Origin of the sequence: Thalassotalea nanhaiensis, assembly GCF_031583575.1 — a bacterium.
Lineage (GTDB): Bacteria > Pseudomonadota > Gammaproteobacteria > Enterobacterales > Alteromonadaceae > Thalassotalea_A > Thalassotalea_A nanhaiensis.
Window position 1 is genome coordinate 1,851,133 of the sequence record NZ_CP134146.1, and the last position, 15,062, is coordinate 1,866,194.

12 protein-coding genes and 1 riboswitch are annotated in these 15,062 nt (G+C 38.9%); of the genes, 6 read left to right on the forward strand and 6 right to left on the reverse strand.

From position 1 onward, the window contains the following. Positions 1–259: 259 nt before the first annotated feature. The 5 genes from RI845_RS08130 (at position 260) to RI845_RS08150 (ending at position 6,267) form a co-directional block, all read left to right on the forward strand. Complete coding sequence (locus RI845_RS08130) at positions 260–1,612, forward strand: TackOD1 domain-containing metal-binding protein (RefSeq protein WP_348389235.1); 1,353 nt, start codon at positions 260–262, stop codon at positions 1,610–1,612. Next, entirely contained in the window at positions 1,612–2,940 is a 1,329-nt protein-coding gene (locus RI845_RS08135; RefSeq protein WP_348389236.1) for a glycosyltransferase family 2 protein, read from the forward strand. Before RI845_RS08130 ends, RI845_RS08135 begins: the two co-directional genes overlap by 1 nt. Further along, entirely contained in the window at positions 2,940–3,986 is a 1,047-nt protein-coding gene (locus tag RI845_RS08140) for an HlyD family secretion protein (protein ID WP_348389237.1), read from the forward strand. The genes RI845_RS08135 and RI845_RS08140 overlap by 1 nt, the downstream gene beginning before the upstream one ends. A gap of 124 nt (positions 3,987–4,110) precedes the next feature. Next, a complete protein-coding gene (locus tag RI845_RS08145) occupies positions 4,111–5,502 on the forward strand; it encodes a M64 family metallopeptidase (protein WP_348389238.1) in 1,392 nt (463 codons plus the stop codon). Positions 5,503–5,592: 90 nt separating this feature from the next. Further along, positions 5,593–6,267 carry a 1-acyl-sn-glycerol-3-phosphate acyltransferase gene (locus tag RI845_RS08150; RefSeq protein ID WP_348389239.1) on the forward strand — a complete coding sequence of 225 codons (675 nt, stop codon included), beginning with the start codon at positions 5,593–5,595 and terminating at the stop codon, positions 6,265–6,267. Here RI845_RS08150 and RI845_RS08155 read toward each other — a convergent pair. From RI845_RS08155 to RI845_RS08165, 3 genes are all read right to left on the reverse strand, one after another. Then, entirely contained in the window at positions 6,264–6,695 is a 432-nt protein-coding gene (locus tag RI845_RS08155) for a GNAT family N-acetyltransferase (protein WP_348389240.1), read from the reverse strand. The two genes, RI845_RS08150 and RI845_RS08155, sit on opposite strands and share 4 nt — an antisense overlap. Positions 6,696–6,758: 63 nt before the next feature. Beyond that, positions 6,759–7,256 carry an acetolactate synthase small subunit gene (ilvN, locus tag RI845_RS08160; RefSeq protein ID WP_348389241.1) on the reverse strand — a complete coding sequence of 166 codons (498 nt, stop codon included), beginning with the start codon at positions 7,254–7,256 and terminating at the stop codon, positions 6,759–6,761. Next, positions 7,256–8,980 carry an acetolactate synthase 3 large subunit gene (locus RI845_RS08165; RefSeq protein ID WP_348389242.1) on the reverse strand — a complete coding sequence of 575 codons (1,725 nt, stop codon included), beginning with the start codon at positions 8,978–8,980 and terminating at the stop codon, positions 7,256–7,258. Before RI845_RS08165 ends, ilvN begins: the two co-directional genes overlap by 1 nt. Before the next feature lie 344 nt (positions 8,981–9,324). On the opposite strand from RI845_RS08165, the gene astB reads away from it, so the two are divergent. Then, on the forward strand, positions 9,325–10,674 hold the full coding sequence (gene astB, locus RI845_RS08170) for an N-succinylarginine dihydrolase (protein ID WP_348389243.1): 1,350 nt from the start codon (positions 9,325–9,327) through the stop codon (positions 10,672–10,674). A 36-nt stretch (positions 10,675–10,710) separates the two neighbouring features. On the opposite strand, the gene ltaE is transcribed toward astB, so the two are convergent. The 3 genes from ltaE to RI845_RS08185 all read right to left on the reverse strand — a co-directional run bounded on the left by ltaE (position 10,711) and on the right by RI845_RS08185 (position 15,058). Next, positions 10,711–11,733, reverse strand: coding sequence for a low-specificity L-threonine aldolase (ltaE, locus tag RI845_RS08175; protein WP_348389244.1), 1,023 nt, complete (start codon positions 11,731–11,733; stop codon positions 10,711–10,713). 124 nt (positions 11,734–11,857) lie between these two features. Then, positions 11,858–13,768: a TonB-dependent receptor domain-containing protein gene (locus tag RI845_RS08180; RefSeq protein ID WP_348389245.1), complete on the reverse strand. Its 1,911-nt coding sequence runs from the start codon at positions 13,766–13,768 to the stop codon at positions 11,858–11,860. A gap of 32 nt (positions 13,769–13,800) precedes the next feature. Further along, positions 13,801–13,983, reverse strand: a riboswitch (cobalamin riboswitch). A gap of 127 nt (positions 13,984–14,110) precedes the next feature. Further along, complete coding sequence (locus tag RI845_RS08185; protein WP_348389246.1) at positions 14,111–15,058, reverse strand: cobalamin-binding protein; 948 nt, start codon at positions 15,056–15,058, stop codon at positions 14,111–14,113. Positions 15,059–15,062 lie beyond the last annotated feature (4 nt).

The following is a 15,062-nucleotide window of genomic DNA, read 5'->3' on the forward strand; positions in this document are numbered from 1 at the left end:
CGCTTGCTAATTAAATCTATATTTATCAATGTTTTGTAGTTATAATTGGACGGTAAATAAAATCTATCGCTTCTATTTAACTGTAGTATAGGCATTTCAAATGTGCATAAATTAAATCTGTGGGTTTTATTTATTCTCCCCAGTTACTTGTCATTAACAAATCACCAACAATTTTAATCTATTTTTAAACTTTGCCTTATGTTCTAATCCGCCTGAAAATGGCCTAAGAGCCTCTGTTTTAAGAATTTGAGTGGCAAGTATGACAACGATATTATGTATTGGTGAAAACAATGTAGAACAAATAACATCAGAATATGATGTTGTAACAGTGAGTGCGACAGGCACTGATTTCACTTTTGATATTGAATACGCGGCAATTATTATAAATGTTGCTAAACAATCATTATTTATTCAATGGTTAGAAAAAGTCCGCTCAAACGATGTTAACTTCGCAAGCTTAGTGTTTACCAATAACAGCCATTTTTCTGAGTTGGCCATGGTAGATGGCTTATTACCAAACCGAATTGATATTGATATCAATCGTTTCTTATCACGTAAAAAAGAACTTAATTTAAACACCAATGATAACTTAGAAAATAAATTATTAAGTTACTTGTGGATGTGTGAATCACGAACTTTACGACCTAGTAAAATTATTAATAACGGTGTTAGTTATCAATACCCATTTTTAGAGTTGTGGGATGATGGCCAAGGAAAAGAGTATTGGCTAAATCGTATGGTTAAATCAGGAAATTTAGTACAAGAACAATTGATTGATCGCATTCGTCAATGTAAGTCATGCAGTTCGAGTTTACTCAATTATGTTGATTGTTGTGGTGACTGTGGCTCTATTGATCTCAAACTAGAGCAAGCTTTGCATTGTTTTGCGTGCGGCCATGTTGGCGAGCAAAAGTCGTTTATTCGTAGTGGTGAAATGGTTTGCCCAAATTGTATAAATACACTTCGTCACATAGGTACGGATTATGACCGACCAATAGAGAATAAGCGCTGTAATGGCTGTAATAATTTATTTATAGATGCGAAAGTATCAGCACAATGTTTTACCTGTAGTCATAACAATGAAGTTGATGACTTAATTCAAAAAGAATACTTTAGTTTTGCAATTGGCCACAATGGCATTATTAAAATAAAAACGGGGAGTGAGCCTCAACAATTAGCCATGGCTGTTGGTGAATCTGTCCCTAATGAACATTTTTCATGGATGGTGCAGTGGCTTAATAAAATGGCACTTCGTCAAAGTGACAATCATTTATTTTTAGGATTGCGTTATAGCAACTTAGAACTACTTACCGAAACAATGTCGACGGTAAGTTTAACTAGCCGTATAGAAGCATTTAGTGAACGTTTAAAAAGTGTATTAAGAACCACTGATATAATTTGTCAGCCAAACAGTGATAGTTTGTATTTCTTGTTGCCAAACGTTACTGAGCAAGGGATGGAAGTTGTTCAAACCAAACTCAGTGATATTGCCAGTGAGCAAGAAGATAATCCGTTAGAAATAAAGGTTACCTTTAAATTATTACCCGATACAACATTAAACTCTGACATTGAACAGTGGTTTACCGAGCGAAATCAAGAGTTGGTTAGCTAGTGGAATTTGGTTACATCGAGTATCAGTTTCTTTCTACGCTTTCATTATTGCAGCAACATTTTGAAGTACTGATTATTTATTTGCCTATGCTAATGGTAGTTGAGCTACCGTTAACCTTTACTGTATTTGCAGGTATTGTGTTTTGGTATCGCAGAGCGAAATTGCGTGGGCCATTAAAAATACATCCTGATGTGAGTATTATTATTACTTGCTATGGAGAAGGTAATGCGATTAAAGACACCATTTTAACGTTATGCGAACAAGTTTATAGCGGTCGAATTCAAATAATTCCTGTTATAGATGGTGCAAAGCAAAATGCCGACACTTATCAAGCCGCGCTTGATTGCCAAGAAATAGTGAAAAATTACCATAATCGCGATTTAGATATTTTACCTAAATGGCAACGTGGTGGACGGGTAAGTACGTTAAATGCCGGATTATATCGCTCGAAAGGCGAAATTGTTATCAATGTTGATGGAGACACATCGTTTGATAACAACATGGTGTACGAAATACTTAAAGAGTTTGAAGACCCCAATGTACCTGCTGTAGGCGGAAGCTTACGTGTTAGAAATTGGAAGCAAAGTTTTGTTACTCGCATGCAAGCGCTTGAATATATGATCTCAATGCAAGCAGGTAAAACAGGTTTAGCGGAGTGGAATTTAATTAATAACGTATCTGGTGCGTTTGGTGCATTCAGGCGTCAATTTTTAGTGCAAATAGGTGGTTGGGATACACATACGGCTGAAGATTTAGATCTCACTTTACGTATTAAACAATACATGAAGCGACACCCTGAGATCCGTATTCCATTTGCCACTAAAGCCATAGGTCATACCGATGCGCCAGTTAGTTGGAAAGAGTTATTTTGTCAACGTATGCGCTGGGATGGTGATTTACTGTTTTTATATTTACGTAAGCACCCGTACGCATTCAGTCCGAAACTATTAGGATTTAAAGGCTATTTTTTCACCTTGGTTTACGGTGTACTACAAAATATTTTAATGCCGCTATTGGTGGTGTTATTTAATATATGGTTAGTAACTGCGTACAGCTTTGAGTTGTTTATTGCGATGATTGCCGTGCAATTTGTTGCGTATTTAATGTTAAGTCTTATTCACTTTTTGTTCTTTTTATTTGCGATATCAGAAAGGCCAAAAGAAGACATAAAGGTTTTGTATTTGTTAATGTTTTTCCCATTTCCAGTGTATACCCTAATTACTCGGGTTTTCTCGGCAATAGCATTAGTAAATGAAATATTTAGGCGTGGCCATGAAGAAAGCAATATGGCGCCTTGGTGGGTTTTGAAAAAAGGTAAGAAGTTTTAATGAAGATTCAATTTCAATCTGAGAAGCAGAAGAATGCTACTTTAAACGATGGCTTTAAAGTAGTTTACGCTCCTGCTAAGCGCATAGCATTTAAAATTCGCTGGTATGTTTTACTATCTATTATTGCGTCGCCATTAGTAATATTTTCGTGGCATATGCTTGATGACACGTTATTAGTTACCGCAGATGGGATTTTAACTACAGAGCCAATTGTTCTTAATGCACCAAAGTCTGTTTATGTTGAAAATATTAATATATCTGCGGGTGATAAAATTAGTGAACGTGATGTATTGATAAAGCTAAATTCACCAGTTGTAGATAAAGAATTGATCTTGTTAACTAAAAAATATTCAGCATACAAAGCGCATCATGAAAGTGGTAACGAAACGATTAATCGTTTGTATGCCCAGCAAATAGCAACGTTAAAGTCGGCAGAAAAATCTCAAGACAAAATTAATGAAAAATACCAAGAATATAATAGTCGTGGTGTGTTGCCATTAAATGAACAACTGTTGATTGAACAAAATAGTTTGAATGCAAAATCTAAATATCAGCAAGCGATGATTGAACATCAAAGTGCTTTAGATGAACACAAAAATGGACAAGCAGCTAAAACACTAATGGAAATTGAGTTAGCAATGGTAGAGGCAAAAGCCAAGCAAGATATGCTCGCAATACGTTCGAATAAAGAAGCTGTGGTTAATGAAGTTTTTGTTGAAGAAGGAGAGTTTATTGCTGAAGATACGCCGTTATTAGCAATATCTAATTTAGTAGATCCTGTTGTTAATGTGTATTTGTCACCAGAGCGTATGGACTATGCAAAAGTAGGGCAAACAGCCACGATCACACTGCCAAACGGTGATGAACATCATGGAGTAATTAATACCCCAACACAGTTAAGCCAAAAAATGCCAGACGTTTTATCAGGTCCTTTTGATGGTAATAAGCCAGCAATCAAAGTAACGCTGGATATTAGTCCAAAGCCTGAAGTCGTGCTAGAAGGGTTGCCAGTGAAAGTAAGGTTTCATTATTTATCTGAGACATAATTAACCGAGACAAACCCACCCTAGACAGAATGTTGATATTTCTTAAAGGCCTAAGTAATAAAATTACTTAGGCCTTTTTTTGTGCTAATTTAATCTCAATAGACCAGCGGTATACGGAGATTAAATGAACAAGTTAGTGGCGATATTTGGACTGTTTCTTTCTTGGGCAACCATTGCTCAAGTACAAACATTACGCGTGGATTATTATCACACGGGTGACAGTCAGCAGGAGATATTCTCTCTAGACAGTGTGGTGGTGGAGCCTCTCGCGTGGCCAGGTTCAAAATCTCAAGTACTGGATGATCTGAATCGTGGCAAATACCGTTTTATTATTAAAGATAAAACATCAAAACAGGTGTTGTTTACCCGCAGTTACAGCTCTATTTATGGTGAGTGGGAAACAACAGGAGAAGCGAAAAAAATTAAGCGCACCTTCCATGAGTCATTGCGTTTTCCTATGCCTGATAAAGAAGTGATTATTGAAATTGAAAAACGTGATGCCAAGCATCAATTTCAAAATGTGTGGACCACTGAGATTGATCCAAACCATTATTTAAATCATCGTGAATCAGCTGGCTACGCTGAGCAAGTTATTGCCATTGAACACAATGGCGACCCAAAGAATAAGGTCGACTTGCTTATCTTGGGCGATGGCTATACCAAGGCTGAATTATCTAAATTTAAAACAACGGCAAAAGAGCTTACCGAAGCGTTGTTTGCCACCAGCCCATTTAAAGAAAATAGAAAAAACTTTAATGTATGGGCGTTAGCACCGCTTACTAAAGAGTCTGGCGTTTCTCGTCCATCTACCGGCACATACCACGACAGCCCTTTGGGGGTAACTTATGATGCATTTGGCTCTGAACGTTATGTGCTCACCAGTGATAATCGAAATTTTCGTCGTATCGCCTCATCTGCACCTTACGATTTTGTTGAAATTATTGTGAATAACGATACCTACGGTGGTGGCGGTATTTATGGCTTATATTCAACCGCTGCAGCAAACAGTGATTGGGCCGATTATTTGTTTATTCATGAATTTGGTCACCATTTTGCAGGGCTTGCCGATGAGTATTACACAAGCTCGGTAGCCTATGCGGCACCTACAAATATCATAGAGCCTTATGAGCCAAACGTTACTGCCTTATTAAATGGTGACACTTTGAAATGGCAAACAAAAGTTAACAAGCAAACGCCATTGCCCACGCCTTGGCCAAAACAAGAGTATGAAAAGCACTCTTATGAATATCAACAAATTCGCGGCCAGTTGCGTAAAGATAACAAACCTGAAAGTGAGATGGATAAACTATTTCATGAAAACCAACGCATTGTTGAAGGCATGTTTTCTAAAGCCGAATATAACAATGTAATAGGGGCGTTTGAAGGGGCAAACTATTCTGCCAAAGGCTTCTATCGAAGTGAGTTAAACTGCATTATGTTTACCCGTACCGATGATTTTTGTGATGTGTGTCAGCAGGGCATTGTTGATGTGATCAAATTGTATTCAAGCCAGTAATTAAAATTCGTAATATTTGAACTAGTCCTAGAGATTACTGGTCCAATCTGTAATGATGAAATACTGGTGTTTTAACGGCAGGTAAATCTATTGCGCTTTATTAGTTATCTCTTATTGGTTTGGGTTAAATGTTTATCTAAGTTGTTCTATAAAATAGAGCAACGGTGGTTGTCAGATGAAAAACAGCCGCATTGGCAAGATATTAACCTGATTGTCATTTTAAATCATACCAGTTTGTTTGAGCCGGTATTGCTCCGCAATATTCCTTTGTCATTTTTGTGGCGCATGTCTGATCAATTAGTGTTGCCCGGTGCTGACAATACAATGCAACGGCCCATCGTTGGTAAAATACTTTATTCACTAGTACCCGGTTGTATTCCTATTAGCCGAAAAAATGATGACACCTGGCAAGACTTTCTTGGCGTGGTTAACGATAAAAAAATTACAGCGATTTTACCTGAAGGTCGAATGAAACGACCAAATGGCTTAGATAAACATGGTAATGAAATGACGGTAAGAGGGGGCGTTGCAGATATAATATCGCGTCTAAACCGAGGAAAAATACTGTTTGTTTACAGTGGCGGTTTACATCATATTCAATCTCCGGGTGATAAATTTCCCAAACTATTTAAAACCATAAAGCTTAATTTAGAGCTTGTTGATGTTAAGGCATACAAACTGGAACAGTCAGCTACAGTGGAAGACGATTATAAAGCCAATGTAATTAACGATATGCAGCAAAGGCTAAAGAATAAAACACCTTAACGGTTATTAGACGCTGACTCACTTAAGTATTGGTAACATTGAAGTAGGTTGTTTTTGTTGGAATAAATTTGAAATCTATCAAGTAAGTTCGCTGGTAACCTATTTGCGTTGCTCTTAACAAACCCTAGTTTTAGATAAAATTCAGTTAAATCATTATTAGCGAAACAAATAATATCAGTAAATTGCTGTTGGCATTGTGCCACCAGTTGTCGGGCTAAGCCGTTTTTCTGTTGGTTTTGTTGAACGACAAGGGCATGTAAGAAAGGAGTCGTTTTAGAATATGAAACTATGACACACGCAACAATTTCTTCGTGGTGTGTAATATAAAAGCATTGATCATCGCCCATAAAGCTGGCGCTGTAACGGTTGTTTTTATAAAAGCGTTTTATTGCTGATTTATCTGCTTTAGTTGCGACTTGTATGTGCATAAATAAATGAAGGTCAGAGTCAGGCTTTCTATAACCTGACTCTGACCCCCCTGTGTTTTTTATTTAAACTCGTAGCGCTTTTTCGCCGCGGGCTATGCCAACAGTACCAGAGCGTACTACTTCAATGATTTCAGTTTCATTGTTTAATACGCTGATAAACGATGCAATTTTATCTTCATCACCGGTCAATTGAACGGTATAAATTTGCTTGCCAACATCGATGATGTCACCGCGGAAAATATCTGCGATTCGTTTAACTTCAGTACGGGTAATATTATTCATTGCCAGAACTTTTACCAATACCAATTCACGTTCAATGTGAGCTCGATCAGTTAGATCAGATACGCGAATTACATCGATAAGCTTGTTAACTTGCTTAGTGATTTGTTCGAGCACTTTGTCGTCACCAAAGGTAGAAATGGTAATGCGAGAGATTGTTGGCTCATCAGTTTCAGCGACACATAGGCTTTCAATATTAAAGGCACGCTGTGAAAATAAACCCACAATACGTGAAAGGGCACCTGGTTCGTTTTCTAATAAAATTGATAGGATACGGCGCATTATACTTTTTCTCCTTTTTTAAGCCACATGTCGTCTACAGCACCAAAACGTACTTGCATTGGGTAAACGTGTTCGGTTTCATCGACAATCACATCCATAAATACTAAACGTTTTCTTATTGAAAATGCCTCTTTCATTGCATCATCTAATTGATCAGGGTGAGTTACTTCCATGCCAACATGACCGTAAGCTTCGGCCAGTTTAATAAAGTCAGGTAACGACTCCATATAAGATGATGAGTGACGGCCACCGTATATCATATCTTGCCATTGACGTACCATGCCCAGCGAGCGGTTGTTCAAGGTAACAATTACAACGGGTAAGTCATATTGCAAACACGTAGATAACTCTTGAATGTTCATTTGAATTGAGCCGTCACCGGTTACACATACAACGTGTGCGTCAGGGTAAGCAACTTTAACCCCCATTGCCGCAGGTAGACCAAAGCCCATGGTGCCTAAGCCACCAGAGTTAATCCATTGACGAGGTTTTTTAAACGGGTAGTATTGCGCTGCAAACATTTGATGCTGGCCAACGTCTGAACATACATAAGCGTCACCATTGGTGTGCTTATAAATTGCTTCAACAACTTGTTGTGGCTTAATTTTATCCGGGTGTTTTTCATAGCTAAAGCTGTTTAGCTTGCGCCATTCGTTAATTTCACTCCACCACTCTTTAAAGTCATCCTTGTTATGTTTGTGGCCAACTTCATCCAATTCAGCAGTTAGTTGGTCAATAACAACATCGACATTACCCACAATTGGAATATGTGCATTAACGGTTTTCGAAATTGACGTAGGATCAATGTCTACGTGGATAATAGTGGCATTTGGACAAAACTTTTCTACTTTGTTGGTTACACGGTCATCAAAGCGAGCACCTAAAGCAAGAATAATATCAGCACCTGCCATGGCTTTATTTGCTTCAGCAGTACCATGCATACCTAACATGCCAATAAAGTTGTCATGTAAGCCGCTAAGACCACCTAAGCCCATTAATGTGTTAGTACAAGGAGCATTTAAACGTTCAACCAGTGTCGTTAATTTATCGGATGCATCCGCAAGAATAATGCCGCCGCCCGTATACATAACCAGCTTTTTAGCGTTAACGATTTTTTCAACGGCTTTTTTAATTTGTTTACGATGACCTTTAACATTTGGATTGTAAGAGCGCATTTTCACGTCTTTATTCATTACAAATGGCATTTTAATATCAGGGTTTAAGATATCTTTAGGCAATTCAATTACAACAGGTCCTGGACGTCCTGTCATTGCGATATATTGGGCTTTAGCAACAACGTTTGGTAATTCGCTAGCACTACGACAGTTAAAACTGTGCTTAACGATAGGGCGAGAACAACCAATAATATCGGTTTCTTGGAAAGCATCGCCACCAATAAGAGTTGATGCTACTTGGCCGGCAAGAACGACCATAGGGATAGAGTCCATATACGCATTAGCAATACCGGTTACACAGTTAGTGTTACCAGGTCCTGATGTTGCTAAAACATAACCACACTTACCTGATGCGCGGGTGTAGCCATCTGCCATATGTGTTGCTGCTTGTTCGTGACGGACAAGTATATGGCTTACGTCATCTTGTCTAAAAATTGCATCATAAATATCTAAAACAGAGCCGCCTGGGTAGCCAAAGATGTATTCTACATCTAACTCTGCAAGAGATTTTATAAGTAGTTCTGCTCCTGAATATTGTTCTGTGGTCATTTTCTTGCCTTATTTAAAAGTTTTTTTCGTCCAGAAAAAACAAAACCCTCGATTTTTACAGCGAGGGTTTTATGAATTATTATGCGATTTCTAAATATTCAGTCACAACCCTTGGCTTGGTAATAAAACCACGACCAGTATGAGTTTAATGATAATTAGAATATTTGACATCGAAAATTAATATTTGGTAAACATTGATTTATATTTAATGGGTTACGGTCGCAATGTCAACAAGTAATTCATAAACAGGCGCAAATAAGCGAAAAACAAAGGGTTTTGCCATTTACTAGTGCAGAAAACTCGCTACAATAGCGCAAATTTATAAAAATGTTGGATATTAAAAAGTGAAGAGTTTTGAAGCAAATTTTGATGGTTTAGTTGGTCCTACCCATAATTATGCCGGCTTATCGGAAGGTAATGTAGCCTCTAAATTAAGTGCTAATGATATTTCGAGCCCAAAAAGTGCTGCCTTGCAAGGTATTGCTAAAATGAAAGCATTGCACGATATGGGAATGACCCAAGGTGTATTTGCTCCACAAGAGCGCCCTGATATTCTTTCACTACGTCGCCTGGGGTTTTCAGGTACCGATGCCAACGTTTTAGAGCAAGCACACAAAGAAGCACCAAACGTGTTGTCTGCTTGTTTTAGTGCCTCGAGCATGTGGACGGCAAACTCTTCAACCGTTTCACCATCTGGAGACACCAGAGATGGCAAAGTACATTTCACTCCTGCAAACTTAACCAATAAGTTTCATCGTTCATTAGAGCCTGAAATTACCGGCAATATTTTAAAAGCTGTGTTTAATGATGATAAGCACTTTAACCACCATTTACACCTTAATGAAAATGATCATTTTGGCGATGAAGGCGCAGCAAACCATACTCGTTTATGTAATAACTATGGTGAACAGGGCATTGAAATTTTCACTTTTGGTAAATATGCGTTTAATAATGCTAAGCCTATCCCTAAAAAATTTCCAGCAAGACAAACATTAGAAGCAAGCCAAGCGGTTGCTCGTTTACACGGTTTACGTGATGACAATGTTGTGTATGTTCAACAGAATCCTGATGTGATTGATCAAGGCGTTTTTCATAACGATGTGATTTCTGTGGGCAACCAAAATGTGATGTTTTATCATGAGCAAGCATTTTTAAATACTGATGCTTTCTTAAATGAATTAAATACTAAGTTTGCGGCCATTGGCTCAGATGACTTACATTGTATCAAGGTGGCTACTGAAGAAGTGTCGTTAGATGATTGTGTTAAAACTTACTTATTTAATACCCAAATCATCACTTTAAATGACGGTACTATGGCAATAATCGCACCTATGCATTGTCACGATAACCCGCGTGTTAAAGCGTATTTAGACCGTTTAGTAACAAGTAACACACCAATTAAGCAAGTTAAATACTTTGATGTTAATGAAAGTATGAAAAATGGTGGTGGTCCGGCATGTTTACGATTGCGTGTAGCAATGACAGAAACTGAACTGGCAGCAGTGAATCAACATTGTATTATGAGTGATGCACTTTATGGCAATTTAGAAACTTGGATAAACAAGCATTACCGTGACCAGTTAAGTTTTGATGACTTACGCGATCCTAACTTGTTAGTTGAATCACGCACTGCGTTAGATGAGTTGACCCAGTTATTACACCTTGGCTCTGTGTACCACTTCCAGCAAGTTTAATGGTAAGTGCTAGCCCATGAACCTTTCATGGGCTGTTTAAACGCCTTCTGACATCAACGAAATCGCATCTTTTATCGTATCTGCAGTATGAATTACATCGGCTGTGCTGATGTTTAAATGGGTGACTAGTCGTAAAGTTTGTCCTGCAGAAATTTGAATACCTTCAGCAAGCAGCAATTTTGCCAACAGCACACCATCAATACTGTCGTCCAGGTCGATATACACCATATTGGTTTGTGGTGTAGTTACCTTGAGCTTATTACTTTCTTTTAATAAGTCGGCAAGCAACACGGCATTACCATGATCAATTTGTAAACGTTCAATATTATGATCCAAGGCATAGTCCATCGCTTTGGCAATAATGCCTGCTTGACGGGTGCCACCACCGACCATTTTTCGAATGCGTCTGGCTTTACTGATAAACTCGTTACTGCCGCAAAGGATCGAGCCCATAGGTGTACCAAGACCCTTTGAGAAACAAATCGAAATAGAGTCGACGTATTGGCAAATGTCCTTTAATTCGATATTAATCGCGGTAAGAGCATTATAAATTCGCGCACCATCAAGGTGGATATCAAGACCGTGTTGATTGGCAAACTCTCGTGCTTGTTTAAAATACTCCAAAGGGATCACTTTACCGCAGTGAGTATTCTCAAGGCTTAACAGTTTTGATTTGGCAAAATGTGAGTCGTCTTCTTTAATCACGGCGGCTATATCGGCAAAATCCAGCGCGCCATTATCTGATACTTTAATTGGCTGAGGAACCACACTGCCAAGCACTGCAGCGCCACCGGCTTCATAAAGGTAAGTATGATAGCCCTGACCAACGATATACTCTTCACCGCGTTCGCAGTGGGCTAACAAAGCACACAAATTAGACTGTGTTCCTGAATTAACCATCATAGCGGCTTCAAAGCCACTTAACTCTGCCATTCTTGCTTCCAGGGCATTAACCGTTGGGTCATCGCCATACACATCGTCGCCAAGTTCAGCGCTGATCATAGCTTGAAGCATTTCCGGTGTGGGTTTGGTTACGGTATCTGAGCGGTAGTCGATCATTGAAGTTCTCAATCTGTTTTAGGAATACAGGTTAAGTGTATAAAAAAATACCGCAGCTTAATAGTTTAACTGCGGTATTTTTAGTTACCGGGTTTCCGGCATGACATTAACGTTAGAGTTAGTACTAAAAACTATAAGTTATCGATGCTTTGTAGTTGGTACCATCAGCAAAGTAATTTAGTGATGTTTCGTATTCTTCATCGAAGATATTATTTACTTTCGCATTTACGGTAATGTTAGATGAAGCATGATAGCTTACGCCTAAATCAACTAATACATAGCTGTCCAGCGTTACATCACCAGCATCAACACTTTCATCACGATAAGACACAACACCATTAAAACTGAAGTCTTGCCACTGATATCCCAGGGTATAAGTCGCTGTTAATTCAGGGCGACGTAGTAATTTATCACCGGTGTCTGAATCTTCTGCATCAATCAAGGCAAGATTTAATTGGTTATTAAAATTGCCAATAGTAAGTATTAATGATGCTTCTAAGCCACTGATTTCAGCCGAGTTTATATTGTCTGGTTGCCATAAACCAAATTCGTTCGGTGCCCAGGCAATCAAGTTTTCAATTTCAGAGTCGAACGCGCTGAATTCAACTTTAGTACTTAGGTTGTTTGAGCTGAATTGATGACGAATTAATAATTCGTTATTGGTTATTTTTTCTGGTTGTAAGTCAGGGTTTCCTGAGCCAGGCCAATATAAGTCATTAAATGTCGGTGCTTTAAAGCCAGTACCACGAGTAACACTTAGCAACCAATCATCGTTAATTTGATAGCCTATCGACGCGTTATACGTCGTCTCGGCATCCAGGTTTTCAATATCATCATGACGCAGCGCACCTTCTAATAAAATGTGACTAAATTGGTGCTGAGCTTGCACAAATACTGCACTAACATCACGTTCGTCCTCTGCCCAAGTTTGAAAACCAGGCACCCAAGCATCAAGATCTTCACTGTTTGAGATCTCTTCAACGTAGTAGTCAACACCAAGGCTCAACGACGTTTTATTACTAAACTGGTATTGGTTAATAAAACTTATTTGATCTCGCTCGGTGCTAATCGTACTTGCGACAGTATCATTACCAAAACTTTCGCCTTCATCCTGACTGGTCGCAATTGACAACTCACTGAATAATTTATCGCCCTGATAGCGACTTGCCAGTTTTACTGAGTAGTTTTCGTGGTCTTGTTCATTGGCATAAAAAGCAGGACAAGCAACAGTCTCATCATACCAACATGGACTATCAGGGTACGATGCATCGAACTCACTGTTACCGCTTTCAAAGCGAGATACTAAATGTAGAGATACAGAATCCGTCAATTGGCTATTACCTACGGCGCTAACGCTGAATCGTTCATAACCGTCGTCATCATCTTCATTAATGTCATATGGAAATGGGTCAGTTGTATAGGCATTGAAACCGTCGCTGCTTTCTGTTGATACGGCAACACTTAAATTATGCTTCTCGCTACCTAAGCCAATTGCCGCGTCGCCTTGAACAAGGCCATTACTGCCTGCGCCAACCGTTAAACTGCCTTCTCCAGAGTGCAATTGTTTGGTAAATATTTGAATCACACCACCAATGGCATCGCTGCCCCAAAGTGCTGCTCTTGGCCCTTTAACGACTTCAATTCGTTCGATTTGATTTGGCGAAATGGCGGTTAGGTTAGTTGTTCCCAGTGTTGCTGAGTTAATGCGTACGCCATCAACTAAAATTAAGGTGTGATTTGAATTTGTGCCGCGCATGAAAATAGACGTTGCCTGGCCAGCACCACCTTGTTGAACTACGCTGATCCCGGCGACAGTATCGAGTAATTCACTGATGTTGCCAACCTGCATTGATTTTATCTGTTCGCTGGTAATAACAGCATTAGCAGAAAGCGCTAAAAATTGTTCTTGCTGATTTCGGTTAGCGGTAACCAGCATTTGATCATCTATGTCGGTGTTGGCAGCAATGGCCTGCTGACTGGTTATAGCGGAGATCCCAATAGAGATCAGTGATGTTGCGATTATGGTTTTCTTCATTATTTCCTCACTAAAGATGCCCACCGCATCTGAAAAAAAATAGCGTTAAGATCGGTCTCCGGACTTATTTATTAACAAGGCAATATTGGCCTTATTAATAAAATCACCGTTGCGGGGGCAGTACAAGAATAGGCACACACTTTAATAAGTGGGCTGGCACTTGTTTCCCGTTAAAATTCGTTTTAATGACGAATATCTTAACGACAATATTGTCAGTTTAACTGACGTCGTGTTTTATACCAATCTGCATAAAGAATGGTATTATCACCCTGAGAATGACGTTAGCAGGGCAATAACATCTGAGCTGCGCTCAAATTTGTTTTTTACTTATACCGATTGGTATTAGTTTTCTAAACTCTGATAAAAGTGTCTACTCGCATCAATATCCAGGCAAAGCTGCTCTAATTCAGAGAGCAATCGATAGCTCATGCGATGTAATATGTCTGAATTTGGTGTTAATAATTGCTTATGCTTGGCCGCGGTTACTTGCTTGAAGTTTTGCCAATCTATGGCATCAGGGTTCGGCTCTCCGGCTGACATCGGTTGAATAATTAACTGTGGATTAGCGACAATAATTTGCTCAATATTTATTTGTGGGTAATCATTTATTAATGGCTTAAACGGATTACTGGCACCGCATATTTCAAGGTGTTGTTGCGGCCATGCATTTTGCGCGACCGTAGTTAGCGGTTTTGACCATAATTCATAAAATACCGATATCGGCTGCTTATGTTGATACTGCTGATGTAATGCCGCTAACTTACGCTCAAAATCTTGAGCTTTTTGTTCAGCCAGTACGCTACTGCCAGTCAACTTTCCAAACAGCCTCAGCTCTTTTGCAACATCGGTTAAATTCACCGGATCAGAGTAAACAACTTTTAAACCCAATTGCTCTAACCGCTCTAAGTCATCGCTTGGATTTCCGGTTCGCCAGGCAATTATTAAATCGGGTTGATAAGCTAATATCTTTTCAATTTTTAGCCGTGCGTAATTGCCAACACGTGGGATAGAGTTGGCTTGCTGTGGAAAGTCAGAATGTTCAGTTGTAGCAACAATTTTACTGCCTACGCCTATATCAAAGAGCACTTCTACCACATGGGGCGCAAGTGCGATGATTTTTTGCTGACTAAAGTCTTGTTGTGCATTTTCTTGCTTTTGTGTTTGTACTTCTTCAATCACCTCATTGACCACAGAAATTGCTGTGCCAGAGGCAAAAAAGATGACCTTAAAAAGCCAAGCTAAAATAATTAAGCCAATAAATACCAACAGAGTTTTATGTTTTTTGTTCATCAGG

What these genes read in the sequence shown, in the direction of transcription:
- RI845_RS08165 (WP_348389242.1), bottom strand. Translation starts at nt 8,980, where the DNA reads ATGACCACAGAACAATATTCAGGAGCAGAACTACTTATAAAATCTCTT.
- RI845_RS08145 (WP_348389238.1), top strand. Translation starts at nt 4,111, where the DNA reads ATGAACAAGTTAGTGGCGATATTTGGACTGTTTCTTTCTTGGGCAACC.
- ltaE (WP_348389244.1), bottom strand. Translation starts at nt 11,733, where the DNA reads ATGATCGACTACCGCTCAGATACCGTAACCAAACCCACACCGGAAATG.
- RI845_RS08180 (WP_348389245.1), bottom strand. Translation starts at nt 13,768, where the DNA reads ATGAAGAAAACCATAATCGCAACATCACTGATCTCTATTGGGATCTCC.
- RI845_RS08155 (WP_348389240.1), bottom strand. Translation starts at nt 6,695, where the DNA reads ATGCACATACAAGTCGCAACTAAAGCAGATAAATCAGCAATAAAACGC.
- RI845_RS08140 (WP_348389237.1), top strand. Translation starts at nt 2,940, where the DNA reads ATGAAGATTCAATTTCAATCTGAGAAGCAGAAGAATGCTACTTTAAAC.
- ilvN (WP_348389241.1), bottom strand. Translation starts at nt 7,256, where the DNA reads ATGCGCCGTATCCTATCAATTTTATTAGAAAACGAACCAGGTGCCCTT.
- RI845_RS08185 (WP_348389246.1), bottom strand. Translation starts at nt 15,058, where the DNA reads ATGAACAAAAAACATAAAACTCTGTTGGTATTTATTGGCTTAATTATT.
- RI845_RS08130 (WP_348389235.1), top strand. Translation starts at nt 260, where the DNA reads ATGACAACGATATTATGTATTGGTGAAAACAATGTAGAACAAATAACA.